Genomic DNA, 23,076 nt, shown 5'->3' on the forward strand with positions numbered 1-23,076 from the left:
CGGGTCCCGCTTACGGGAAGAGGTCGGTTCAATCCGGGTAAGGGATAGCGTGTCGCATACAGCATCTTGCGCGACCTGAGCGCGCGCCTCGTCCTTCGAGACGACCGCTTCGCGGTCTCCTCAGGATGAGGCTAAGCGGCACTTGCGCTCTTTGAAAGTAGCCCGACGCACTCAGTCCTCATCCTGAGGGCCCGCCACCGGCGGGCGTCTCGAAGGATGGCCGCAAGCGAAAATCGGTCCGATAAGCGACGGCAGATTTTGCCGTGTCGAAAGCCGTTTTCGCGCGCGTGAATCGCCGCCTGAATCCGCGCGCCCACCCGTTTCATCAGCACACAGATTTCAAGCGTGCCGACCAGCACCTGGTTGCCGGCAGCGCGAGAAAGCCGGAGTTTCTGATGACCGTTTCCGCCGTGAGTTCTGCAACGACTGCGACCACCACGACATCGTCGTCGTCGAGCACGTCGTCCTCGTCGTCGCTGACCTCGAGCGACTTCCTCAGCCTGCTGGTCAGCGAGCTGCAGAACCAGGACCCGCTGAACGCGACCTCGACCACCGACTTCATCAATCAGCTCACCTCTTACGCCAATTTCACCCAGCAGCAGTCGATCAACTCCAACATGTCGTCGCTCGCGAGCTCGTTCTCGAGCCTCGTGACGCTCAACTCGGTGAACTATATCGGCCACACCGTCGAGGCGAAGACCGACACGGCGACGCTGAGCAACGGCTCGGCGACCTTCGGCTACTCGCTGTCCTCGGCCGCATCGGACGTCTCGATCAGCATCTCGGACTCCTCGGGCAACGTCGTCTACACCGGCACCGGCACGGCGAATTCCGGCTCGAACAGCTTCACCTGGGACGGCAAGGATTCCAGCGGCAACCAGCTCTCCGACGGCGGCAAGTACACCATCTCGGTGACCGCGACCGACTCCGCCGGCAACTCGGTGCTCAACTACACGACCGTCACCGGCACGGTCACCGGCATCGACACCTCGACCTCCACGCCCTCGCTCACGGTGAACGGCGTCTCCGTCAGCGCCGCGAACATCCTCGGCGTCACGTCCTGATCCCGTTTCCCGACTTCCTCGGAGTTTCATCATGAGTCTCACCGGTGCATTGTCCTCGGCGATCTCGGCGCTCAGCGCCCAGAGCCAGTCCCTGTCGATGATCAGCGACAACATCGCCAATTCCGACACGACGGGCTACAAGACGACGTCGGCCATGTTCGACGCGCTGGTGACGGCCTCCAGCAACGCGACTTCCTACGCTTCGGGCGGCGTCGCCGTCTCTGGCCGCGCCAACATCACCCAGCAGGGCCTGCTCGCCGCGACCTCCAACGCCACCGACGTCGCGATCCAGGGCTCGGGCTTCTTCGTGGTGACCGACGCGACGTCCGGCGGCACCGTTGCCTATTCGCGCAACGGCGCCTTCACGATCAACAATGCCGGCTATCTCGAGAACAACGGCTATTATCTCGAGGGCTGGCGCACGGATGCGGACGGAAACGTCGTCGGCAGTGAATCGGCGAGCAATCTCGCAGCGATCAACACGCAAGTCGCCTCGACCAGCGGCAGCGCCACCACCAAGACCACGATCGCGGCGAACCTGCCCTCGGATGCCGCGACCGGCGACACCTATACCAGCTCGATGACGGTCTACGATTCGCTGGGTGCGGCGAACACGATGCAGATCACCTGGAGCAAGACCGGCACCAACACCTGGAGCGCCAGCTTCGCCAACCCGACCTCGTCCTCGGACACCACGACCGCGACCGGCACGGCCTCGGGTACGATCGACATCACCTTCAACAGCGACGGATCGCTTGCCAGTACGAGCCCGGATCCTGCGACGGTCGCCGTGACGGGCTGGACCGACGGCGCCGCCGACAGCACGATCACGCTCGATCTCGGCACGGTCGGCGGCACCGACGGCCTCACGCAATACGCCTCCGGCGAGACTACGCCCGACGTCAACGTCACCAGCATCGATTCGGACGGCCTGTCCTACGGCAAGCTGTCCAGCATCTCGATCGGCAAGAACGGCGTCATCGACGCCACCTATTCAAACGGCGAGACCATCGCGATCTACAAGATCGCGGTGGCGACCTTCGCCGATCCCAACGGGCTCTCCGCGTCCAGCAACGGCATCTATTCGGCGACCGTGACCTCCGGCAACGCTGCCCTGCAGGCCTCCGGCGAGAACGGCGCGGGCACGGTCTATGGCAGCGAGCTGGAATCCTCGACCACCGACACCTCGAGCCAGTTCTCCAGCATGATCTCGGCGCAGCAAGCCTATTCCGCCGCATCCCAGGTCATCTCCACTGTCAACAAGATGTACGACACCCTGATCTCGGCGATGAGGTGAGCGATGTCCGGCGAAACGGCAAACGCAGCCGGGGAGGCGCTGCTGCGCCGGCTGCGGCGGCTCATGGCGTGGGCCGAGAGGGTCAAGGTCACCGATCGCGATCAATTGCTCGCGCTGCTCGATGACCTCGAGACGACCCGGCGCGGTCTCTTGCGCGAATGCGCGGAGATCGAAGGACAGATGAAGCAGGCCACCGCCAGGACCACCGCGATCGGCGCCTATTTGCGCAGTTCGCAAGTCGGTCGCGGCAAATCGCAGCATTAGAAGAAGGCGAGAACAATGAGTGCAGCCCAGGCCAAGATGACCAATCCCGCGAATGGCGACGTCCGGATCAAGTCGCTGATCGCCTTGATCGACACGCTGACCGCGCTGGTCGCCGAGGAGAACGCCGAGCTGGCCAAGGGCCTGCCGGCTTCGCGCCTGAAGCAGGTCGACGAGAAGAACCGGCTGGCGGAGATCTTCGAGCGGACCGTTGCCGAATGCGCGGCGGGCACGACCAGCCTGACCGTGCGGGACCGGATGCTGCGCGAGCAGCTGCTGGAGCGGATCCTGAAGCTGCGCGGCGCCATGGACGAGAATCTGCTGCGCCTGCGCGCGGCGATCGAAGCCAGCAACCGCCGGATCGAGGCGGTGATGCAGGCGATCCGCGAGCAGATCGCGGCGGTGTCGCCCTATGGCGCCTCCGGCCGTCTCGCCGCGCGCGCCGTGTCCAGCGGCACCAGCCGCAGCGCCTGACCTAGCGAGGGAGCCCGCCGTGTCACTCGATATCGCACGATCGATCGCCTTCAGCGGGCTGTCGGCCACGTCCGTGCAGATCAGCGTGACGTCGTCGAACATCTCGAACGCCGACACGACGGGCTATACCGCGAAGACCGCGAACCAGTCGAGCAGCGTCACCAACGGCGTCGGTACCGGCGTCACGGTGACGGGTATCACCTCGACGGTGGACAAGCTGCTGCTGAAATCGTTGATCTCGGCGACATCCGAGCTCGGATCCGCGGGCACCACGAATACCTACCTGACGTCGCTCGGAAAGCTCTATGGCTCGACCAGCAGCACCGACACGTCGTCAACAGGGACCTCGCTCGCCAACAGCATCGCTTCGCTGGAATCGGCGCTGTCGTCGCTGGCGAGCACGCCCAGCAGCGCCTCGCTGCAATCCAACGTCGTCAGCGCGCTCGACGACGTCGCGAGCCAGTTGCGGGAGACGTCGAGCAGCATCCAGAAGCTCCGCGCCGACGCCGACCAGGACATCGCGTCCGCAATCGACGACGTCAATACCGACCTGCAGCAGATCGCGGATCTGAACGACCAGATCAAGCAGACGGCCGCAACCGGCCAGTCGACCGCGGATCTCGAGGACCAGCGCAACACCGCGCTCCAAGACCTCGCCTCGAGGATGAACATCAACTATTTCACCGCGTCGAACGGCGACATCCAGATCTACACCAAGTCCGGCCAAGCGCTGGTCGACAGCTCCGCGCATGCGATCAGCTATACGGCCGCATCCAATGTGACGGCGTCGACCACATATGCCGCCGGCTCCTCGTCGAGCGGGTTCAGCGCGATTACGGTGAACGGCGTCGACATCACCTCGCAGATATCGGGCGGAGACATCGGCGCGCTCATCACGCTCCGCGACGAAACCCTGCCGAACGCGCAGTCCCAGCTCGACCAGCTCGCCCAGCAGCTGGCGTCCGCGATGAACGGCGTCTCGAACAGCGCCTCCGCGGTGCCGGCGCCGACGAGCCTGACCGGCACGACCAGCGTCACCAGCGGCACCGCGCTGTCCGCCTCGGGCACGGTGCGGCTTGCCGTGACCGACCAGAGCGGCAACCTGGTCTCGTACAGCGATCTCGACCTGTCGTCCTATTCCACCGTCGGAGACCTCGTCACCGCCATCAACGGCATTTCCGGATTGTCGGCATCGGTCGATGCGGACGGCCATCTCGCGATCAGTGCGACCGGCTCGGGTAACGGCGTCGCCATCAACGAGATGACGAGCTCGGTCGGAGCTTCAAGCGAGGGGTTCTCGGACTATTTCGGCCTCAACGACCTCGTGACCGGAACCAGCGCGGCGGATATCGCGGTCAACAGCAAGATCCTGTCGGGGACGAACGAGCTCCAGCTCGCGACGCTGGATTCCTCGTCGACCCTGACCGTCGGCAGCAGCGTGCTGTCGTCGGGCTCGGCCAGCGTGGTCGACGCCTTCTACGATGCACTGACGACGTCCCGAACCTTCGCGTCCACCGGAGGGTTGGCGGCGACCACCGGCTCCCTGGCCGACTATGCCTCGGCCATCGTGTCCGATGTCGCGAGCAAGGCGTCGCAGGCGTCCACCACGTACACGGCGAAGGAAACCGCGCAGTCGACCTATGCTAATTCGCTGTCGTCACAATCCGGCGTCAACCTGGACGAGGAATCCGCCAAGCTCAGCACGCTCCAGAACAAATATACCGCGGCGTCCGCTCTGATCCAGGCCATCAACACCATGTATTCGGCGCTGCTGTCCGCCGTTCAGTCGTAACAGCTAAGGGCACGCTCATGGTCGCGATGCGGGTCGCCACTTTCGCACAGTCGAACAGGATGATCGCCGACGCGATGCGCGTGGAGTCGGTGATGGCCAACAAGCAGATCCAGGAATCGACGGGCGTGATCTCGACCGATTTCGGCGGCTACGGCTCGGACGCGCAGCATGTCGTCAACCTCCAGGTTTCGGTAACGCGCGCGCAATCCTATGTCGATGCCGCGACGCTCGCCGACAGCAAGATCCAGGTGATGTATTCGGCGATCGGGTCGATGACCGACATTCTCACCCAGCTCCGCTCCCAGCTCAGCGCCGCCTCTACCGGCAGCTCGACCGAGTCCAATTCGGTGATCACCACCGCCCAGCAGGTGCTGCAGGAGATGGGTTCGCTGATGAACACGCAGTATGACGGCCAGTATGTGTTTGCTGGCGGCAAGACCGAGACCGCACCGGTCGATCTCACGAGCTTCGCAACCGGAACGGCGTCCACCACCACGAGCGACACCAGCTATTATCAGGGCGACGACGAGATCGCCTCGGTCCGCGTTGCCGCCGACCAGACGGTGTCCTACGGCGTCACCGCCGACAATTCGGCGTTCGAGGAGGTAATGCGCGTCTTGAAGTTTGTCGCCAACAGCACCTCGCTGTCGTCGTCGGACATTTCCAGTGCGCTCGATCTCGCCGGCACTGCGCTGGACGATACCGCGGCGGTGCAGGCGCGGCTCTCGAACGCGGCATCCTCGATCGAGACCGCGAGCGCCCGCCAGACCGACTACAAGAGCTATGCCGAGACGCTGTCGAACGACCTCACCGGCGTCGACGTCGCCGCCATCACGGCGCAACTTTCGACCTACCAGGCGCAGCTCACCGCGTCCTATTCGGCGCTCGCCAAGATCCTGAGCATCAATCTCGCGAGCTACCTAAAGTAGGCTCAACATACTCGGTGTCATTCCCCGCGAAGGCGGGGAATCCAGTACGCCGCGGCTTCTCGATTCTATCACCGCCGTTTCTGGATTACTTGATGCCCCGCCTGCGCGGGGTATGACGGCGCGTGTGTGGATGCCGCTCGCCGGACGCTACTCCGCGGCGATCCGCTCCATCGCCATGGCGCGGAGCCGGGCGCGCTGGATCTTCACGCCGTTGGCGCTGTCGGTGACGGGAAAGGCGTCCACGAGATAGATCCGCGCCGGCACCTTGTAGCCGGCGAGCCGCTCGCGCAGATGCGCGATCAGCGTCTCCTGCGTTGGCTGTTGTTTGGCCGGGATCACGAAGGCGACGCAGCGCGCCTGGCCCTTCAGGTCCACCGCAACCACCTGGGCGTCAGCGACGCCTTCATAGGATTTGAGCTCGTCCTCGATCTCGCCGGGCGCGACGAGGAAGCCGCCGAGCCGCATGGCATCGCCCGCACGGGTCTCGTAGACGAAGGAGCCGTCGCCACGCAGCCGGCCGAGGTCGCCGGTGCGGAAGAATCCGTCCGCAGTGATCGCCTCGCGCGTGGCGTCGGGATTGTTGAAATAGCCGAGGAAGCGCGACGGCGCTCTGATCTCGATCTCGCCGGAGATGCTTTCGGCCGCAAGCTCGCCGGTCTCGGTGTCGCGTACGCGCACGCTTGCGTCGGCCGACATCGGCCAGCCGCCGCCCTCGATGCGATCGGAGAAGGCGTCGCTGGCGCTAGCGATCGAGAACAGGGCCTGGACCTCGCTCGACCCGTAAAGGCCGAACAGCGGCAGGCCGAGCGCCTCGGCCTCTGCGGCGAGCTCGCGCCAGCCGGGCTGGAACGCGGCGAAGCCGCAGAGTTCGAGATGCGGAAACGGCCGGGGCAAATCGCTGAGGGCTAGGATGCGGCGGAACATCTCGTCCGAGCCGAACGAATGCGTGATCCTATGCGCGCTGAGAATCTTCAGCGCCGGCGCCGCCTCGAAGGCGTCGACCACGTGAATGGTTGCACCGGCCGCGACGAAGCCGAGCAGGCTCGTCATGCCGAAAGTGCCGCAGAACGGCAGCATCGCCAGCAGCGAATGGCGCTGCGGGTCGAGCCGAAGCGCCTTGGCGACGGAAGCAGCATGGCCCGCCAGCGTCCGCTGCGAATGCGCCACCAGCTTCGGCCCCTTGGTGGTGCCTGATGTCGTGTAGAGCAGCACCGGAAGGTCGACGTCATCCTGCGCTGGCGGCGCCGGCGGATAGGGCGTGTCGAAAGCGTCGAAGCGGACGCAGGGCCAATGCGCCGGAATCCCGTCGGCTCCGACCACCGCGAGCTTCTGCAGCGCGGGAACCTCATCCCTGGCGAGGTCGGCGAGGATGGCGGCAAAATCGATCGATCGGAACGCGGCCTCGACCACCATCAGCCGGGCGCCGGACAATCGAAGCAGGTGTGCGACTTCCGCGCTGCGATAGCGCGTATTGACGGCGGCGACGATCGCGCCGCATCGGGCGGCGGCGAACAGCAGCGCGAGCCACTCGATCCGGTTGACCAGCCAGACGGCGACCACGTCGCCCTTGCCGATGCCTTGCGCTGCGAGCCAGGCGGCGGTCTGCTCGATCCTCACCGAGAATTCCGCGCGCGAGACCGGCGTGCCGTCGACGACGAAGGCGGGATCGGCGGCGGACTCAGACCGGAGCAGCGATTGCAGCGAGGACGCGTTGGCACTCATGGCAATCGAAGTAACCCGATCGAGCCAACCTGTCTACTTGGTGCCGAACATCCGATCGCCGGCATCGCCGAGGCCCGGCACGATGTAGCCGTGGTCGTTGAGCCGCTCGTCGATCGCAGCCGTCCAGATCGGCACATCGGGATGCTCGCTCTGGAACTGGGCGATGCCCTCGGGCGCGGCCAGAAGGCAGACGAAGCGGATGTCGCGGGCGCCGCGGGCCTTGAGCAGGGAGGCGCCGGCGCAGGCCGAGTTGCCGGTCGCCAGCATCGGGTCCATCAGGATCACGGTGCGGTCGGACAAGTCCTGCGGCGCCTTGAAGTAATATTCCACGGCTTGCAATGTCTCAGGGTCGCGGTAGAGCCCTATATGGGCGATGCGCGCCGAGGGCATCAGCGCCAGCATGCCATCGAGGAAGCCGACGCCGGCGCGCAGGATCGGCGCCAACGTGAGCTTCTTGCCGGCGATCTTGGGCGCCTGCATCGGCGCGATCGGCGTCTCGATCTCGACCAGCTCCAGCGGCAGGTCGCGCGTCACCTCGTAAGCGAGCAGCATCCCGATCTCGTTCAGGATCTCGCGAAAGCTCTTGGTCGAGCGATCCTTCTCCCGCATCAGCGAGAGCTTGTGCTGGACCAGGGGGTGGGCGACGACGTTGACATTGCCAGTGCTCATGAAACCGCTCTACACGGTTCCCTCGAATTGCGCCAGATCGGCCAAGCCTTTTCCGCGTAGGCAGTGGCCTCAACCGGGCATCGCCACTGCGCTGCGCGCCCGGCTGCTCGCGGTATAGGCAGCCATGGTCAACTCTCGGTCGATCGCCGCGCGCATCGCGTCCATCGCCGGCTGACGTAGGCGCTGCTTGGCGGTAGCATGCGAGGGCTTGTGGATGGCGCGCAGCGCGGCGATGATCTCGGCAAGGGCGCCATCGATGGCGTCCGGCGCCACCACGCGGTCGAGGAAGCCCGCGGTCAGCGCTTCCTCGGGCTGGTACATCTCACCGAGCGTGGCGGTGCGGCTGAGCCAGGCTGGATGAACCCGGCTGCGCGCCAGCTCGATGGCAAAGCTCGGCGGCGCGATGCCGATCGCGACCTCGTTCAAGCCCATGCGATGCGGCCCGCGCGCGCCCAGCCTGATGTCGCAGGCGAGTAGCAGGAACGTTCCCATCGGAAAGGCGTGGCCTTCCATAACACCGATCGTCGGATGCGGAAACGACATCAGCCGCAAGGCAAGCTCGGCGCCGGCGCGGACCATCTCGAGGCTCCCGGCGGCATCGCCCGAGGCGAACACCTTGAGATCGAAACCGGCCGAGAAAATGCCGGGCCTCGCCGAGCGCAGCACCACGATCTCGGCTTCCGTCTCGGCCCGGTCGAGGGCGGCGCCGATCTCGGCCAGCATCCTGGTCGACATCACATTGACCTTGCCGTCGTCGAGTTCTATCCGCGCGACGCCCTCGTTCACCTCGAAGCTCACTCCCATTGCCATCTGGCTCTCCCTGTCATGGACCAGGCTTGACTGTCGGAGGCTGATGTAGACCAATCAATATAATCTCGAACGAAAGGGAGAGCGCCATGCCGGCCGTGCCGAAACACCGCCAGCCCATCATCAATGCCGCGGTGACCCTGTTCCGCCGCCAGGGATATGGCCGGACCGGGCTGAACGACATCGTCGACGTCAGCGGTGCGCCGAAGGGGTCGCTCTATCATTACTTTCCGGACGGAAAATCCTCGATCGCGGTGGCGGCGGTGGAGGAGGCGGGCCGCCGCGTCGCGGCGACGGTCGCCTGGCTCGCGGAAGAATGCGGTTCGACCGCCGACCTCTTGCGAGCGCACGCCAGGCTCCTGGCGGGCTGGATGCAGGGCTCCGGCTTTCGCAATGGCTGCCCGATCACGACCGTGCTGCTCGAGCTTGCCCCGCGCGAGCGCGCGGTGTCCGATGCCGGCCGCAAGGCCTATGCGGCGCGGCTGTCCATTCTGCGCGACAAGCTTCTCGCGGACGGTTTCGCCAGACCTCGCGCGGAAGCGCTCGCCATGCTCTGCACCTCGGCGCTCCAGGGCGCGCTGATCCAGGCCCGCGTCGAGCGCAGCGGCCGACCGATCGAGGTGACGGCTGCGGAACTGGCGCGGCTGATCGAGAGGGAAGCGAAAAGCTAGACGCCGATCCCGCGCGCGACCAGCGTGATCACGAGCGTCAGGATCGCGCCCCAGATCAGGCTGAGCGTCATGGTCAGGATGGTCACGGTGACCATTTGCTCGAGATTTCCCTTGAGGATCGGCATGCTAGCGGTCCGGGGCGGGGCCTGCGATAATGCGCGTGCCCAGCAGCAATGCGCTCATCAACGCGACCAGGATGATGATCTTAAGCTCGATCATGTCGTGACCTCGCGCGTGAGATATCGCCTCACCCGGCCCAGCCATCGCGCCGAGAGCGCGACCAGCGGGTTGCCCTGGTTCTCGATGTCGAGCTCGAAGGTTTCGGCGGGAAAGACCAGTGCGCATCGTTCTGGCGCGCTCCGGCGGTTGGCGAAATCGATCGCGGAACTCTTGAACAGGAAGAGGCCACCGGCGCGCCCCTTCGCCTCGCGGGCGACCCAGAGCCCGGCCTGGTTGTGCCCGATGAGGAAAGCGGGAATGGCGGCGCTGACGACGTCGGGATCGAGCGGATTGAGTACCGTCGTCCCGGTCTCGACTGGAGCCGGTCGCGTCACCGGCTGGCGATGCACGGCTTGAAGGGCGATCGCGGCCATGGCGGCCTCCTCAGACATCTGCAAGGTCATGATATCTGCCACGCCGGGTCAGGCCGGGAGATGCCAGACATAGATTGCGGTTCTCAGCGCGATCAGCGCGGTGAGCACGCTGCCCATCGCGAGCAGGCCGAACGCCTGGAGCGCGATGTGCTTGAGCTGGGCCTCGCGCGCTTCGGAGATGCGCCTCGTGCGTTCGGCCCCGAAGGACCGGTCGAAATCATGTGTCAGGATCGACATGGTGGAAATCCTCGTCCTTGGCGCAGCGCGGCGGCTGCTCCAATCTCCCGTGCATGATGTCCACCGCTGCGTAGGATTGCGAGATGAGCGCCGGCGCATCCGCATAGGAATGTCATAAAGATGCCGGCCCTCGCGCCGGCAGCCCTCTGAAGAGATCGAGGTTCTGCTTCAGCCGGCGGGTCCGGGACGGCGCGGGATCCGAAGGGGTCACCCCGGCCGCTGCGGCAAAGGCGCGGCGCAGCCGCGGTTCCTCGATCTGCTCGCAGAAGCGGTCCAGAATGCCCGCCACATTCTCCGGCTGCCCGCTGATCGCTGCGCAAAGTTGGGAGCTGGTTCGTCGAAAGAAGTGGAACGTGTCGTCGGTGGAGCGCCGTCCTCCAAGGCGGTCAAGCTCCGCCGCAAGGGCGGCAACGTTGAGCCTGTCGGCTTCGTCCTGCGTCACCGTAAAGCGCAGCAACGCCAGCTTCCAGGCGCCGAGCAGACTGCGAGATCCATCGACCAGACCGGGCATGACATTCCAGGCGGCCTCGCCGCGTCAGGCTCCGACGCTGTCGATCAGTTCTTCGTCGGCGATCGCCGCGAATGCGCGCACCACGGCTCGCTGCGCGGCCGCGTCCAGCGGCACGATCGGAAGCCTGGTTGCGGCCGACGTCAGGCCAAGGATGCTGAGTGCGTATTTGAGCGCGGCCGGGCTTTCCCCGGACAGGCAGGCGATGAGCGGGATCAGGCGTTTGTGCAGATAGCGGGCGGATTGCAGCCGGCCCTGCCTGAGATGCGAGAAGATCGTGCGGCAGAGATCCGGAGCGATGTTGGCGACCTCCGAAATCGCGCCGTCGCCGCCGTCCGCGATAAAGCCGAAGGCCGTGGTGTCGTCGCCGCAAAGGAAGCGAAAACCTGCCGGCAGGTTGCGGGACAGTCGCATCGGACGGGTGATGTCGCCACTCCCGTCGCGCAAGCCGACGAACTGCCGGGACTCGACCAGCCGCAGAAGCGTCTCGTCGGCCAGCGGCCGCAGCGTGCGGGACGGATTGTCGTGCAGGATCACGGGCAGTCCGATCGCGCCGGCAATGGCGCGGAAATGCGCGAGCATGCCCTCCTGCATCGGCTTGTTGTAGGCGGGCACGACTGACATGACGGCGTCGGCGCCCGCGGCCTCCGCGCGTCGCGCAAGCGCGATGGCGTGGCTGGTGGCATTGGAGATCGTCCCGGCAATGACCCGTACGCGGCCACGGGCGGCGTCGACCGCGGTGCGAATGACAAGCTCCTGCTCGGCCGGCGAGAGCGTCGGTGCCTCGCCGGCCGTCTCGCAGACGACGATGGCGGGAACGCCGGCCGCGACCTGTCGCTCGCACAGTGTGGCGAACGCTTCGAGATCGATCGCATCTGCTGCGTCGAACGGGGTCGGCAGGTCCGGAATGAATCCGGTGAACCAGGCGGAGGGCGGGATGAACATGATTGTTCGCCTGTTGTCGCCGGCTCAGGCCGCGCGCTGCGCGAAGATGGTGCTGGGGCGCCTGCCCATGTCGAGCTCGATTTCGCGCGGCAGCTCGACGATGGTTTCGGGATGCTGCCCGTTTTCGAACAGGGCATATTTGATGGCCTGGGCGCGGCTGATGAACAGACCGCCATAGAGGCCGTGCTGCTCCTGAGCGACCCATTGTCCCCGGCGATTCCTGCCGATGAAGACGAGGGTCGAAGGCGTGCTGCACGAGGGAGGTTCGACGAGTTTCACGGATGTATTCCTTCTGAACGGCGCCGGCTTCGGACGCAGGTCCGCGCCGGCGTGCTCAATATCCTCAGTCGCGAATATGATTTCGAGGGCGGGTGCAAGGCGATCTCATAGGAAGGTCATAAGGCCGGGACTTGTTCAGGCCGGATCAATGACGACATGGACCAGCGCAAACAGCGCGCCGAAGGCGACGGCCTCGTCCCAATGATTGAGCGTGGCTCCGAACAGCGGCTCCCGCCTGACGAGGCTGGCAAGCGCGCACAGGACGATCGAGATCCAGAGCAGGACGGCGAGGCTCCGGCCAAAACCGACGCCGCCGAATGCGGCAAAGCCCATGAGCAGCGAGAGGCGAACGGCGAAGCGCGCGATGACGCGCGACGGGCTCAGCATGTGCGGCAGGTCCGGAGCTTGCGGCATGGCGCCGATCCCTCCGCTGGCCCTAGCTGAAATTGTCGCAGGCGACCGGCTGGAACAGCGGATCCAGCAGCGGGCGGACCGAGGGGACGATCGGCCGCGTCGCGTCGGTGGCCAAAGCCCGGACCTCGACTAAGGCCGACAGCAAGGCGAGTGCAAGGTCTGCGTGCCGCGCCTCGATGGCGGCGTCCAGCCAGTCCGGCAGCTCGCGCTCGCGCGACAGCGCGCAATGCCATTCGCCCTCGTCATAGGCGATGCGGCGGACCTGCCACATCGGCAGCTCGAGTTCGATCAGCGCCAGCGCCGCGTCGGTCCACGCCTCGGAATCGATCAGGCGCATGAGCCGGGTGCTGCGCTCGCTCTGGCCGGGCGAAGCGACGCGCCGGCAGGCCTTGTCGATGATCTCTGCCATCAGCGGGCGTGTCATCGCCGCGGCCGTGCGAAGCTGCTGGCTGAGAGAGGGTGGGTCGAGGCGTCGAAGAAGGGCGGTCATGTCAGGCCTCCTGGAAATGGCGTCGGTCAGTCGGCCGGCATCGCCAGAATGGGCCTCAAGGGCATTTGAAAACGAGAGGGGGATCGGGCGCGAGATATAGGGATTTCATAAGTGTGGGTGGGGAGAGGCGAGGGGGCAGTGTGTTGCCTCAATCACGATTGTCGTCCCCGCGAACGCGGGGACCCATAACCACAGGGAGCAGTTGTCGTACGAAGCTTGTCACCCCGAGCCTTCGCAACACTACTCCCTGTGGTTATGGGTCCCGGATCGGCGCGCGCTGGAAGCGCGCTTGTCCGGGACGACAGTGAGATTGCCTCGCGAGCGCCATCTGCCCGGCCTTTATGAGATTCCTATAACGTCACCATAGCCCTCATCTCGAAAACCTATGCCGGCGCTGGCACTTCAGCACGGTCAAGAGAGAAGAAAGTTGCGCCAAGCGTAAGGGCGCAACGAGGAGCAATGCGATGACGGACATTCTGATGCTGGCGCTGGGCTTCGGCTTCTTTGCGCTCGCGATCGGCTACACCTACGTCTGCGAACGGCTGTGACGGAGCGGATCATGATCTTCGATTATGCGCTCGCCGGTGCGGTCTCGTTCGGTCTTTTGATCTACCTCACCTACGCGCTGCTGCGGCCCGAGCGGTTCTGACCCGTGCTGCTGCTTGTCGAATTGCTGTTGGCCGACGCCGTGCTTGTCGCGGGCCTGCTGGCATTGCTCCTGCCGCTTTTGCGCCGGACCCAAAGTCTGAAGGGTTGATACCATGACCATGATCGGTTGGCTCCAGATCATTCTGTTCTGCATCATCATCGTCGCGCTCGCAAAGCCGCTCGGCTGGTACATGACGCGCGTGTTCGGCAGCGAACGGACGTTCCTGTCGCCGGTGCTGCGGCCGATCGAGGCCGGCATCTACTGGCTGTCCGGTGTCGACGAGAAGCGCGAGCAGCACTGGCTGACCTATACCGTCGCCATGCTGCTGTTCCATGTCGGCGGCTTCCTCGTGATCTACGGCGTGATGCGGCTGCAGGCCGTGCTGCCGTTCAACCCGGCCGGGCAGGGCGCAGTTGCCGAGGATCTCTCCTTCAACACCGCGGTCTCCTTCATCACCAACACCAACTGGCAGAATTACGGCGGCGAAAGCACGCTGTCCTATCTGACCCAGATGCTCGGGCTGACGCATCAGAACTTCCTGTCCGCGGCAACCGGCATTGCACTGGCGATGGCGCTGATCCGCGGCTTCTCGCGTGCCTCGATGCGCACGGTCGGCAATTTCTGGGTCGACGTCACCCGCTGTACGCTTTACGTGCTGCTGCCGATCTGCATCGTCTACACGCTGTTCCTGGTCTGGCAGGGCATGCCGCAGACGCTCGGCGACTATGTCGAGGCAACCACGCTCGAGGGCGCCAAGCAGACCATCGCGGTCGGCCCGGTGGCCTCGCAGGTTGCGATCAAGATGCTGGGCACCAATGGCGGCGGCTTCTTCAACGCCAATGCTGCGCATCCCTTCGAGAACCCGACCGCGCTCTCGAATTTCGTGCAGATGCTCTCGATCTTCGTACTGGGCGCGGCGCTCACCAACGTGTTCGGTCGCATGGTCGGTAACCAGCGCCAGGGCTGGGCGATCCTCGCTGTGATGGGCGTGCTATTCCTGGCCGGCGTCGCCGTCACCTATTGGGCGGAAGCCAGCGGCACCTCGACGCTGCAGGCGCTGGGCCTGACCGGCGGCAACATGGAAGGCAAGGAGGTCCGCTTCGGCATCGTCGCGTCCTCGCTGTTCGCCGTGATCACCACGGCCGCCTCGTGCGGGGCGGTCAACGCGATGCATGACAGCTTTACCGCGCTCGGCGGCATGATCCCGCTGATCAACATGGAGCTCGGCGAGATCATCGTCGGCGGCGTCGGCGCCGGCATGTACGGCATGCTGCTGTTCGTCATCCTGGCGATCTTCGTCGCAGGGCTGATGGTCGGCCGCACCCCGGAATATGTCGGCAAGAAGATCGAGGCACGCGAGGTCAAGATGGCGATGCTGGCCATCCTGGTGCTGCCGTTGATGATCCTGGGCTGGACCGCTGTCGGCGTGGTCTATCCGGCGGCCGTCGCGTCCATGGCGAATGCGGGCCCGCACGGCTTCACCGAGGTGCTCTATGCCTTCACCTCCGCGACCGGGAACAACGGCTCGGCCTTCGCGGGGCTCACCGGCAACACCTTCTTCTACAACCTCACGCTCGCCAGCGCGATGTTTGTCGGCCGCTTCTTCATGATCGTTCCGGCCATGGCGATCGCGGGCTCGCTTGCGGCGAAGAAATCGATCCCGCCGTCGATGGGCACGTTCCCGACCACCGGCGGGCTGTTCGTCGGCCTCGTCGTCGGCGTGATCCTGATCATGGGCGGCCTGACCTTCTTCCCGGCGCTGGCGCTCGGCCCGATCGTCGAGCATCTGGCGATGAACGCCGGCAACCTGTTCTGATTGTTGGAGCGACCTCCATGGATACCCTGAAATCGCAAAAGCGCGCTGCCGTCTCGGCGATGCTCGACCCCAAGATCGTGATGCCGGCGATCCGCGGCTCGTTCACCAAGCTCGACCCGCGGCTGATGATCAAGAACCCCGTGATGTTCGTGGTCGAGATCGTGGCCGCGCTCACCACGGTGATCTTCCTGCGCGACCTCGTCACAGGCGGCGCAAACCTCGGCTTCACCTTCCAGATCATCATCTGGCTCTGGTTCACGGTGCTGTTCGCGAACTTTGCCGAGGCCGTCGCCGAAGGCCGCGGCAAGGCGCAGGCCGATTCGCTGCGCAAGACGCGCACCGAGAGCCAGGCCAAGCTCCTGAGCGGCGCTGGCAAGGACTTCAAGCTCGTGCCGGGCACAAGCCTGAAGGTCGGCGACATCGTGCTGGTCGAGGCCGGCGACACCATTCCCTCCGACGGCGAGGTGATCGAGGGAGTCGCCTCCGTCAACGAGGCCGCCATCACCGGCGAATCCGCACCCGTCATCCGCGAATCCGGCGGTGACCGTTCGGCCGTCACCGGCGGCACGCAGGTGCTGTCCGACTGGATCCGCGTCCGCATCACGGCCGCGCAAGGCTCGACCTTCATCGACCGCATGATCAAGCTGGTCGAGGGCGCGGAGCGGGCGAAGACGCCGAACGAGATCGCGCTCAACATCCTGCTCGCCGGCCTCACCATCATCTTCGTGTTCGCCACCGTCACCATTCCGAGTTATGCGGCCTATGCCGGCGGCTCGATCTCGGTGATCGTGCTGGTCGCTTTGTTCGTGACGCTGATCCCGACCACCATCGGCGCGCTGCTCTCGGCGATCGGCATCGCCGGCATGGACCGTCTGGTGCGCTTCAACGTGCTGGCGATGTCCGGCCGTGCGGTCGAGGCCGCCGGCGACGTCGACACGCTTCTGCTCGACAAGACCGGCACCATCACCCTCGGCAACCGCCAGGCCACTGCCTTCCGCCCGGTGCGCGGGGTGACCGAGCAGGAGCTGGCCGATGCTGCCCAGCTCGCCTCGCTCGCCGACGAGACGCCGGAAGGCCGCTCAATCGTCGTGCTGGCGAAGGAGAAATACGGCATCCGCGGCCGCGACATGGCCGAGCTTGGCGCGACGTTCATCCCGTTCACGGCGCAGACCCGCATGAGCGGTGTCGATGCCGGCGGCTCGTCCGTGCGCAAGGGCGCGGTCGATGCGATGCTCAATTTCGTCGGCGGCGGAGCGCCGTTGGCGGTCGCTTCCGGCAACACCGCGCGGGCCATTCAGCCCGGCGGGCTCTCCGAGCTCGGCCGCGAGGTCCAGGCCATCGCCGACGAGATCTCGAAAGCCGGCGGCACGCCGCTGGCGGTCGCCAAAGACGGCAAGCTGCTCGGCGTGATCCAGCTCAAGGACATCGTCAAGGGCGGCATTCGCGAGCGCTTCGCCGAGCTGCGCCGCATGGGCATCCGCACCATCATGATCACCGGCGACAACCCGATGACGGCGGCTGCGATCGCGGCGGAGGCCGGCGTCGACGACTTCCTGGCGCAGGCAACCCCTGAAGACAAGCTCAAGCTGATCCGCGACGAGCAGGCCAAGGGCAAGCTGGTGGCCATGTGCGGCGACGGCACCAACGACGCGCCCGCGCTGGCGCAGGCCGACGTCGGCGTTGCCATGAATACGGGCACGCAAGCCGCCCGCGAGGCCGGCAACATGGTGGACCTCGATTCCAACCCGACCAAGCTGATCGAGGTGGTGGAGATCGGCAAGCAGCTCCTGATGACACGGGGCGCGCTGACGACGTTCTCGATCGCCAACGACGTCGCCAAATACTTCGCGATCATCCCGGCGATGTTCCTGGCGTTCTACCCGCAGCTCAACGTGCTGAACGTGATGAACCTCTCGAGCCCGCAGAGCGCCATCCTCTCGGCGATCATCTTCAATGCGCTGATCATCATCGGGTTGATTCCGCTGGCGCTGAAAGGCGTCGCCTATCGGGCGGTCGGTGCCGGCGCGCTGCTCCGTCGTAACCTCTTGATCTACGGCCTCGGCGGCATCGTCATTCCCTTCATTGGCATCAAGGCGATCGACCTCGTGGTGACCGCCCTGCACTTGGCTTGAATTCGTCATTGCGGGCGAAGCGAATCTCTCCGTCATTCCGGGGCGCCTCGTAGAGGCGAACCCGGAATCTCGAGGTTCCGGGTTCGATGCTTCGCATCGCCCCGGAACGACTGCAGAGATGCTTCGCTCCTCGCAATAACGGAAGAAATTGGAGAAAGCACATGCTCAGAGAAATCCGTCCCGCCATCGTCCTCCTGCTGGTACTCACCGCCATTACGGGCCTCGCCTATCCGCTCGCGATGACAGCGATTGCCGGTGCGATCTTCCCGGCCCAGGCACAAGGCAGTCTGATCGAGAAGGACGGCAAGGTCGTCGGCTCCGCCCTGATCGGGCAGGAATTCAAGGAGGACAAATACTTCCACGGCCGCCTGTCGGCGACGCTGGCCCCGGACCCCAACGATTCCTCCAAGACGGTCCCGGCACCCTACAACGCCGCCAATTCGGGCGGCTCCAATCTCGGCCCGACCAGCAAGGCTCTGGCCGACCGGCTCAAGGAAGATGTGGACAAGCTCAGGGGCGAGAATCCGAACGCCGCCGTCCCGGTCGATCTGGTCACCACCTCGGCCAGCGGGCTTGATCCCGACATCTCGCCCGAAGCGGCGCAATTCCAGGTGCCGCGGGTGGCGAAGGCGCGGAATTTGCCGGAAGACGCGGTGAGGCAGCTTGTGGTCTCCAATGTTCAGAGCCGCATGCTCGGCCTGCTCGGCGAACCCAGGGTTAACGTTCTGGCGCTGAATCTCGCGCTGGATCGTGCGCCGGCGAAGTAGCGGTCTAGGCTGGGATTGCCCGGATGATTATATTGGCCTGATGGTTCAACAGCGCCGCGATCCCGAACAACGTCCGTCTCCCGAGGCGCTGCTGGAAGCTGCGCGCCGGGAGGAAGGTGAGCGCGGCAAGCTGAAGATCTTCGTCGGCGCCGCCCCCGGCGTCGGCAAGACCTATGAGATGCTGCAAAGCGCCCACGCCAAGCGCAAGGCCGGCATCGACGTCGTGGTCGGCTTTGTCGAGACCCATGGCCGCGCCGAGACCGACGCGCTGGTGCGCGGGCTCGAGATGGTCCCGCGCAAGCGGCTCGACTACCGCGGCCAGATCGTCGAGGAGATGGACCTCGATGCGGTGATCGCGCGCCGGCCGCGGATTGCGCTGGTGGACGAGCTCGCCCACACCAACGCAGCCGGCAGCCGCCATCCCAAGCGCTATCTCGACGTCGAGGAATTGCTGTCCCACGGTATCGACGTCTACACCGCCGTCAACATCCAGCATATCGAGAGCCTGAACGACGTCGTCGCCCAGATCACCCATGTGCGGGTGCGCGAGACGGTGCCGGATTCCGTGTTCGACCGTGCCGATGCCATCGAGCTGATCGACCTCACGCCGGACGATCTGATTCAGCGCCTGAAGGAGGGCAAGGTATATGTGCCCCGGCAGGCCGAGCGGGCGCTGGAGCATTATTTCTCGCCGGGCAATCTGACCGCGCTGCGCGAGCTGGCCCTGCGGCGCACGGCCGAACGGGTCGACGAACAGCTGCTCAACCACATGCAGGCGAACGCCATCGCGGGCCCCTGGGCCGCGGGCGAGCGCATCCTCGTCTGCGTCAGCGAGGATCCGCGGGCTCCGGGGCTCGTGCGCTACACCAAGCGGTTGGCGGACCGCCTGCACGCGCCGTTCACCGCGATCTCGATCGAGACGCGACGAACCCTGCAATTGTCCGATCAGCAGCGCGACCGGCTCGCCGACACGCTGCGGCTCGCGGAATCGCTCGGCGGCGAGGCGCTGACCATTCCCGCGGTCGGCCGCCGTATCGCCGAAGACGTCATCAACTTCGCGCAAGGCAACAACGTCACGCAGATCGTGATCGGCAAGTCGACCCGCTCGCGCTGGTTCGAGCTGTTGCACGGCTCGGTCGTGCACGATCTGGTTCGTCGTGCCGGCAATATCAGCGTTCACGTCATCCCCGGCGACGAATTGTCGGCCGAGGACGTGAAGACGGCGATACAGACCGCGGCGCAATCCGAGCCGTTCAATCCGCTGCCCTATGTCAAAGCTCTCGGGATGGTGCTGATCGGCCTCGGTGCCGCCAAGTTGATCCAGCCCTATTTCGGTATCGAGAACGTCGATCTCGTTCTTCTCACCTCGGTCGTGGCCGTTGCCGTGCGCTACGGCTTGTTGCCGTCCCTGCTGGCGACGGTGACGGCCTCGCTCTGCTACAATTTCTTCTTCATCCCGCCGATCTACACCTTCACGATCACCGATCCGACCAACGTCGCGGCGTTCTTCCTGTTCATGGTGGTCGCCATGCTCGTCTCCAACGTCGCCGCGCGCGTGCGTGTCCAGGCCGATGCCGCCATCGGCCGGATCAGGATGACCGAGCAGCTTCATGCCTTCAGCCGCAAGCTCGCGGGCACCGCGACGCTGGACGACGTGCTGTGGGCCACCGCCTATCAGATCGCCTTGATGTTGAAGGTCCGCGTGGTGCTGCTGCTGCCGGACGAAGGTCGCCTGACGGTGAAATCCGGCTATCCGCCGGAAGACGATCTCGACCAGGCCGATCTCGCCGCCGCCAACTGGGCCTGGAGCAATGACCGGCCCGCAGGCCGCGGTTCGGATACGTTGCCGGGCGCCAAACGGCTGTTCCTGCCGATGCGCACCGGGCGCGGGTCGATCGGCGTGATCGGGATCGACAACGACCGCACCGGGCCGCTGCTGACGCCGGACCAGGGCCGGCTGCTGGATGCGCTGGTCGATCAGGGCGCACTGGCGATCGAGCGCGTGCTGCTGGTCGAGGACATGGACCGCGTCAAGCGCACCGTCGAGTCCGAACGCTTGCGCTCGGCGCTGCTGACGTCGATCTCGCACGATCTGAAGACGCCGCTCGCCTCGGTTCTGGGCGCGGCCTCGACCATGCGCGATCTCGCCGGCGCGCTCTCCGACACCGAGAAGCGCGATCTGCTCGCGACAGTGATCGACGAGTCCGAACGCCTCAACCGCTTCATCGCCAATCTGCTCGACATGACCAAGCTCGAATCCGGCGCCATCGTGCCCAATACGGCGCGGCATGATCTCGGCGAGATCGTCGGCAGCGCGCTCCGGCGGGCGAGCAAGATCCTCGTCCATCACAAGGTCGAGCTGGCGCTGGCGGCCGACCTGCCGATGCTGGAGCTGGACGCCGTGCTGTTCGAGCAGGCGCTGTTCAACCTGCTCGACAACGCCGCCAAATACTCGCCGCCCGACACGACGATCTCGATTCGCAGCCGGCGCGATAGCGACCATGTCGTGCTCCAGATTTCCGACGAGGGGACCGGCATCCCGCCCGACGAGCTAGAGAGCGTGTTCGACAAGTTCTACCGCGTGCAGAAGGGGGATCACGTCCGCCCCGGCACGGGGCTTGGTCTTGCCATCTCGCGCGGCTTCGTGGAGGCGCTGCGCGGCACGATCTCGGCCGCCAACCGCAGCGACCGGAGCGGCGCCGTCCTCACCATCCGTCTTCCCGTTCCGGCAGAGAGAAGCGCATTGGATACCGCCGCATGAGCGCTGCCCCGATCAAGGTCCTGGTCATCGACGACGAGCCGCCGATCCGCAAATTGCTGCGGATGGGGCTGACGACGCAGGGCTACGAGATACTGGAAGCCCCGAACGGCAAGACTGCGCTGGAGAAGCTCGCTGAAGAGCCGGCGCTGATCATCCTCGATCTTGGCCTGCCCGATGTGCAGGGCCACGAGCTGCTGCGCACCATCCGCTCCCGCAACGAGGCCGTCCCGATCGTGGTGCTGTCGAGCCGGGGCGACGAGGCCGGCAAGGTGCAGGCGCTCGATCTCGGCGCCGACGACTATCTGACCAAGCCGTTCGGCATGGAGGAGCTGTTGGCGCGCCTGCGCGCCGCGCTGCGCCACCAACTCCAGGTCCAGGGCGAGCGCCCGGTGTTCCGCACCGGCGATCTCTCGGTCGATCTCGTCCGTCGCATCGTCAAGGTCGGCGAGCGCGAGGTGAAGCTGTCGCCGAAGGAGTACGATCTCCTGCGCGTGCTGGTGCAGCACGCCGGCAAGGTGCTGACCCACCGGTTTCTGCTGAGGGAGCTCTGGGACGAGCTGACCGACGCGCAATATCTGCGCGTCTATGTCCGCCAGCTTCGCCAGAAGATCGAGGCCGACCCGGAGCGGCCGCAGTTCGTTCTGACCGAGACGGGGATCGGGTACAGGCTGAAGGCGGGGGATTAGGCACCGGCCGTCGTTCCGGGGCGATGCGAAGCATCGAACTATGGTGCGCGCCTGCGCACCTGAGAACCTCGAGATTCCGGGTTCGCCTCTTCGAGGCGCCCCGGAATGACGAGGAGAGCTACCCAGCCTTCCGCTGTCGCGCCGTCGACCGCTGCGTCTTCTTCGCGGCTCGCCGCCCGCCGGTTGAGCGCCGCGCGTGCGACTTCGCCCCGGTCTTTTTGCCACGGCTGCCGCCTTTCAGGCTCTGCTTCAGCGCGTCCATCAGGCTGACGACGTTGCTCGGCCGCTCCTCGGGCTCGGCCAGCTCGATCTTCTTGCCGCTGGCCTTGCGCTTCACCAGCGCTTTCAGCGCCGTCTCGTACTCGTCCTTGAACTTGCCGGGGTCGAAATGCGCCGCCTTGGTCTGCAGGATATGGCTGGCGAGCTCGACCATGTCCTTGGTGACCTTCGGGCTCTTGATGTCGTCGAAGAACTCATCCTCCTCGCGCAGCTCGTAGGGAAAGCGCAGCGTGGTGCCGAGCAGGCCCTTGCCGAGCGGCTCGATCGCGATGACGTGCTCGCGATTGGTGAGCACGATCTTGGCAAGCGCCACGCGGTCCTGGTCCTTCATGGCATCGCGGATCACCGCAAACGCATCGACCGCGGCTTTGCCGTCGGGCGCGATGTAATAGGGATGGTTGAGGTAACGCTGGTCGATCTCCTCGCTCGGCACGAAGCTCTCGATGTCGATGGTGTGGTTGCTCTCGATCTGGACCGCCTCGAGCTCCTCGGGCTCGATCTCGACATATTTGCCCTTGCGCAGCTCGTAGCCGCGCCCCTTCTGGTCGCTCTCGACGACGTCGCCGGTCTCGGAATCGATCATCTGTTGCTTGAGCCGGTTTCCGGTCTCGCGGTTGATCAGGTGAAACCGCGTCTTCTCGGCAGACGTGGTCGCCGGATAAAGCACGACCGGGCAACTCACCAGCGACAGCTTCAACGTTCCCTTCCAATAGGCGCGCGGGGCCATTCCATTCTCCAGCGTTTTCAAGGCATTTTGGAACCCCAACCCTGCCGCAGGGTTTTGGTTCCGGATGGGACTTTGGCCGTGATAGGCTTCAATCCCCGAACGAAAAG

Annotated in this window: 25 protein-coding genes; 13 read left to right on the forward strand and 12 right to left on the reverse strand. The window is 65.4% G+C overall.

The annotated features are described in order from the left end of the window. The first annotated feature begins 395 nt into the window (after positions 1–395). Genes QRQ56_RS28290 through QRQ56_RS28315 form a run of 6 tightly spaced genes read left to right on the forward strand, consistent with a single transcriptional unit; the run spans position 396 to position 5,817 of the window. The gene (locus tag QRQ56_RS28290) at positions 396–1,064 is read left to right on the forward strand and encodes a flagellar hook assembly protein FlgD (RefSeq protein ID WP_438744464.1); all 669 of its coding nucleotides are present in this window, start codon (positions 396–398) and stop codon (positions 1,062–1,064) included. Between the two features lie 31 nt (positions 1,065–1,095). Continuing rightward, positions 1,096–2,361 (forward strand): flagellar hook protein FlgE, encoded by a 1,266-nt coding sequence (flgE, locus tag QRQ56_RS28295; RefSeq protein ID WP_438744465.1) that lies wholly within the window; start codon positions 1,096–1,098, stop codon positions 2,359–2,361. Between the two features lie 3 nt (positions 2,362–2,364). After that, a complete protein-coding gene (locus tag QRQ56_RS28300) occupies positions 2,365–2,625 on the forward strand; it encodes a hypothetical protein (protein WP_438744466.1) in 261 nt (86 codons plus the stop codon). 15 nt (positions 2,626–2,640) lie between these two features. Next, positions 2,641–3,096, forward strand: a complete 456-nt coding sequence (locus QRQ56_RS28305) for a flagellar protein FlgN (RefSeq protein WP_438744467.1) — start codon at positions 2,641–2,643, stop codon at positions 3,094–3,096. 19 nt (positions 3,097–3,115) lie between these two features. Then, entirely contained in the window at positions 3,116–4,888 is a 1,773-nt protein-coding gene (flgK, locus tag QRQ56_RS28310; RefSeq protein ID WP_438744468.1) for a flagellar hook-associated protein FlgK, read from the forward strand. 17 nt (positions 4,889–4,905) lie between these two features. Further along, positions 4,906–5,817: a flagellin gene (locus QRQ56_RS28315; RefSeq protein WP_438744469.1), complete on the forward strand. Its 912-nt coding sequence runs from the start codon at positions 4,906–4,908 to the stop codon at positions 5,815–5,817. A 147-nt stretch (positions 5,818–5,964) separates the two neighbouring features. Here the strand turns inward: QRQ56_RS28315 and QRQ56_RS28320 are convergent, their stop codons facing one another. The 3 genes from QRQ56_RS28320 to QRQ56_RS28330 form a co-directional block, all read right to left on the reverse strand. Continuing rightward, positions 5,965–7,539, reverse strand: a complete 1,575-nt coding sequence (locus tag QRQ56_RS28320; RefSeq protein WP_438744470.1) for an AMP-binding protein — start codon at positions 7,537–7,539, stop codon at positions 5,965–5,967. Between the two features lie 33 nt (positions 7,540–7,572). Next, positions 7,573–8,208: a uracil phosphoribosyltransferase gene (gene upp, locus QRQ56_RS28325; RefSeq protein ID WP_438744471.1), complete on the reverse strand. Its 636-nt coding sequence runs from the start codon at positions 8,206–8,208 to the stop codon at positions 7,573–7,575. A 69-nt stretch (positions 8,209–8,277) separates the two neighbouring features. Next, the gene (locus QRQ56_RS28330) at positions 8,278–9,018 is read right to left on the reverse strand and encodes a crotonase/enoyl-CoA hydratase family protein (RefSeq protein WP_438744472.1); all 741 of its coding nucleotides are present in this window, start codon (positions 9,016–9,018) and stop codon (positions 8,278–8,280) included. An 86-nt stretch (positions 9,019–9,104) separates the two neighbouring features. On the opposite strand from QRQ56_RS28330, the gene QRQ56_RS28335 reads away from it, so the two are divergent. Then, positions 9,105–9,686: a TetR/AcrR family transcriptional regulator gene (locus QRQ56_RS28335; RefSeq protein WP_438744473.1), complete on the forward strand. Its 582-nt coding sequence runs from the start codon at positions 9,105–9,107 to the stop codon at positions 9,684–9,686. Here QRQ56_RS28335 and QRQ56_RS28340 read toward each other — a convergent pair. The 8 genes from QRQ56_RS28340 to QRQ56_RS28375 all read right to left on the reverse strand — a co-directional run bounded on the left by QRQ56_RS28340 (position 9,683) and on the right by QRQ56_RS28375 (position 13,152). Next, on the reverse strand, positions 9,683–9,811 hold the full coding sequence (locus QRQ56_RS28340; protein WP_438744474.1) for a hypothetical protein: 129 nt from the start codon (positions 9,809–9,811) through the stop codon (positions 9,683–9,685). The two genes, QRQ56_RS28335 and QRQ56_RS28340, sit on opposite strands and share 4 nt — an antisense overlap. Before the next feature lie 90 nt (positions 9,812–9,901). Beyond that, positions 9,902–10,279, reverse strand: a complete 378-nt coding sequence (locus QRQ56_RS28345) for a hypothetical protein (protein WP_438744475.1) — start codon at positions 10,277–10,279, stop codon at positions 9,902–9,904. A gap of 48 nt (positions 10,280–10,327) precedes the next feature. After that, the gene (locus QRQ56_RS28350; RefSeq protein ID WP_438744476.1) at positions 10,328–10,516 is read right to left on the reverse strand and encodes a hypothetical protein; all 189 of its coding nucleotides are present in this window, start codon (positions 10,514–10,516) and stop codon (positions 10,328–10,330) included. Between the two features lie 112 nt (positions 10,517–10,628). Then, complete coding sequence (locus tag QRQ56_RS28355) at positions 10,629–11,027, reverse strand: hypothetical protein (protein WP_438744477.1); 399 nt, start codon at positions 11,025–11,027, stop codon at positions 10,629–10,631. Between the two features lie 24 nt (positions 11,028–11,051). Further along, the gene (gene dapA / locus QRQ56_RS28360) at positions 11,052–11,969 is read right to left on the reverse strand and encodes a 4-hydroxy-tetrahydrodipicolinate synthase (protein WP_438744478.1); all 918 of its coding nucleotides are present in this window, start codon (positions 11,967–11,969) and stop codon (positions 11,052–11,054) included. Positions 11,970–11,993: 24 nt separating this feature from the next. Next, positions 11,994–12,248: a hypothetical protein gene (locus QRQ56_RS28365; RefSeq protein ID WP_438744479.1), complete on the reverse strand. Its 255-nt coding sequence runs from the start codon at positions 12,246–12,248 to the stop codon at positions 11,994–11,996. Positions 12,249–12,383: 135 nt separating this feature from the next. Then, entirely contained in the window at positions 12,384–12,662 is a 279-nt protein-coding gene (locus QRQ56_RS28370) for a hypothetical protein (RefSeq protein WP_438744480.1), read from the reverse strand. A gap of 22 nt (positions 12,663–12,684) precedes the next feature. Then, complete coding sequence (locus QRQ56_RS28375) at positions 12,685–13,152, reverse strand: hypothetical protein (protein ID WP_438744481.1); 468 nt, start codon at positions 13,150–13,152, stop codon at positions 12,685–12,687. Between the two features lie 559 nt (positions 13,153–13,711). Between QRQ56_RS28375 and QRQ56_RS28380 the strand changes: the two genes are divergently transcribed. From QRQ56_RS28380 to QRQ56_RS28405, 6 genes are all read left to right on the forward strand, one after another. Beyond that, a complete protein-coding gene (locus tag QRQ56_RS28380; RefSeq protein WP_035698142.1) occupies positions 13,712–13,801 on the forward strand; it encodes a K(+)-transporting ATPase subunit F in 90 nt (29 codons plus the stop codon). Positions 13,802–13,913: 112 nt separating this feature from the next. Continuing rightward, a complete protein-coding gene (kdpA, locus tag QRQ56_RS28385) occupies positions 13,914–15,617 on the forward strand; it encodes a potassium-transporting ATPase subunit KdpA (protein ID WP_438744482.1) in 1,704 nt (567 codons plus the stop codon). A gap of 17 nt (positions 15,618–15,634) precedes the next feature. Continuing rightward, positions 15,635–17,749: a potassium-transporting ATPase subunit KdpB gene (gene kdpB / locus QRQ56_RS28390; protein ID WP_438744483.1), complete on the forward strand. Its 2,115-nt coding sequence runs from the start codon at positions 15,635–15,637 to the stop codon at positions 17,747–17,749. A 161-nt stretch (positions 17,750–17,910) separates the two neighbouring features. Beyond that, positions 17,911–18,516, forward strand: a complete 606-nt coding sequence (locus tag QRQ56_RS28395) for a K(+)-transporting ATPase subunit C (protein ID WP_438744484.1) — start codon at positions 17,911–17,913, stop codon at positions 18,514–18,516. 40 nt (positions 18,517–18,556) lie between these two features. Next, positions 18,557–21,277, forward strand: coding sequence for a DUF4118 domain-containing protein (locus QRQ56_RS28400; protein ID WP_438744485.1), 2,721 nt, complete (start codon positions 18,557–18,559; stop codon positions 21,275–21,277). Then, complete coding sequence (locus QRQ56_RS28405) at positions 21,274–21,963, forward strand: response regulator (protein WP_438744486.1); 690 nt, start codon at positions 21,274–21,276, stop codon at positions 21,961–21,963. Before QRQ56_RS28400 ends, QRQ56_RS28405 begins: the two co-directional genes overlap by 4 nt. Positions 21,964–22,081: 118 nt before the next feature. Here the strand turns inward: QRQ56_RS28405 and QRQ56_RS28410 are convergent, their stop codons facing one another. Then, the gene (locus QRQ56_RS28410) at positions 22,082–22,969 is read right to left on the reverse strand and encodes a Ku protein (protein WP_438744487.1); all 888 of its coding nucleotides are present in this window, start codon (positions 22,967–22,969) and stop codon (positions 22,082–22,084) included. Positions 22,970–23,076: the final 107 nt, after the last annotated feature.

Origin of the sequence: Bradyrhizobium sp. U531, from assembly GCF_051710265.1 — a bacterium.
In the GTDB taxonomy this organism is placed as follows: domain Bacteria; phylum Pseudomonadota; class Alphaproteobacteria; order Rhizobiales; family Xanthobacteraceae; genus Bradyrhizobium.

Excerpts from the sequence above, each read along its gene's own strand:
- QRQ56_RS28315 (WP_438744469.1), top strand. The coding sequence starts at position 4,906 with ATGGTCGCGATGCGGGTCGCCACTTTCGCACAGTCGAACAGGATGATC.
- QRQ56_RS28300 (WP_438744466.1), top strand. The coding sequence starts at position 2,365 with ATGTCCGGCGAAACGGCAAACGCAGCCGGGGAGGCGCTGCTGCGCCGG.
- QRQ56_RS28400 (WP_438744485.1), top strand. The coding sequence starts at position 18,557 with ATGGTTCAACAGCGCCGCGATCCCGAACAACGTCCGTCTCCCGAGGCG.
- QRQ56_RS28375 (WP_438744481.1), bottom strand. The coding sequence starts at position 13,152 with ATGACCGCCCTTCTTCGACGCCTCGACCCACCCTCTCTCAGCCAGCAG.
- QRQ56_RS28370 (WP_438744480.1), bottom strand. The coding sequence starts at position 12,662 with ATGCCGCAAGCTCCGGACCTGCCGCACATGCTGAGCCCGTCGCGCGTC.
- QRQ56_RS28290 (WP_438744464.1), top strand. The coding sequence starts at position 396 with ATGACCGTTTCCGCCGTGAGTTCTGCAACGACTGCGACCACCACGACA.
- QRQ56_RS28340 (WP_438744474.1), bottom strand. The coding sequence starts at position 9,811 with ATGCCGATCCTCAAGGGAAATCTCGAGCAAATGGTCACCGTGACCATC.
- QRQ56_RS28395 (WP_438744484.1), top strand. The coding sequence starts at position 17,911 with ATGCTCAGAGAAATCCGTCCCGCCATCGTCCTCCTGCTGGTACTCACC.
- QRQ56_RS28380 (WP_035698142.1), top strand. The coding sequence starts at position 13,712 with ATGATCTTCGATTATGCGCTCGCCGGTGCGGTCTCGTTCGGTCTTTTG.
- QRQ56_RS28335 (WP_438744473.1), top strand. The coding sequence starts at position 9,105 with ATGCCGGCCGTGCCGAAACACCGCCAGCCCATCATCAATGCCGCGGTG.
- QRQ56_RS28350 (WP_438744476.1), bottom strand. The coding sequence starts at position 10,516 with ATGTCGATCCTGACACATGATTTCGACCGGTCCTTCGGGGCCGAACGC.
- QRQ56_RS28320 (WP_438744470.1), bottom strand. The coding sequence starts at position 7,539 with ATGAGTGCCAACGCGTCCTCGCTGCAATCGCTGCTCCGGTCTGAGTCC.
- QRQ56_RS28410 (WP_438744487.1), bottom strand. The coding sequence starts at position 22,969 with ATGGCCCCGCGCGCCTATTGGAAGGGAACGTTGAAGCTGTCGCTGGTG.
- kdpB (WP_438744483.1), top strand. The coding sequence starts at position 15,635 with ATGGATACCCTGAAATCGCAAAAGCGCGCTGCCGTCTCGGCGATGCTC.
- kdpA (WP_438744482.1), top strand. The coding sequence starts at position 13,914 with ATGACCATGATCGGTTGGCTCCAGATCATTCTGTTCTGCATCATCATC.
- QRQ56_RS28405 (WP_438744486.1), top strand. The coding sequence starts at position 21,274 with ATGAGCGCTGCCCCGATCAAGGTCCTGGTCATCGACGACGAGCCGCCG.
- QRQ56_RS28345 (WP_438744475.1), bottom strand. The coding sequence starts at position 10,279 with ATGGCCGCGATCGCCCTTCAAGCCGTGCATCGCCAGCCGGTGACGCGA.
- upp (WP_438744471.1), bottom strand. The coding sequence starts at position 8,208 with ATGAGCACTGGCAATGTCAACGTCGTCGCCCACCCCCTGGTCCAGCAC.
- QRQ56_RS28305 (WP_438744467.1), top strand. The coding sequence starts at position 2,641 with ATGAGTGCAGCCCAGGCCAAGATGACCAATCCCGCGAATGGCGACGTC.
- dapA (WP_438744478.1), bottom strand. The coding sequence starts at position 11,969 with ATGTTCATCCCGCCCTCCGCCTGGTTCACCGGATTCATTCCGGACCTG.
- QRQ56_RS28355 (WP_438744477.1), bottom strand. The coding sequence starts at position 11,027 with ATGCCCGGTCTGGTCGATGGATCTCGCAGTCTGCTCGGCGCCTGGAAG.
- QRQ56_RS28330 (WP_438744472.1), bottom strand. The coding sequence starts at position 9,018 with ATGGCAATGGGAGTGAGCTTCGAGGTGAACGAGGGCGTCGCGCGGATA.
- flgE (WP_438744465.1), top strand. The coding sequence starts at position 1,096 with ATGAGTCTCACCGGTGCATTGTCCTCGGCGATCTCGGCGCTCAGCGCC.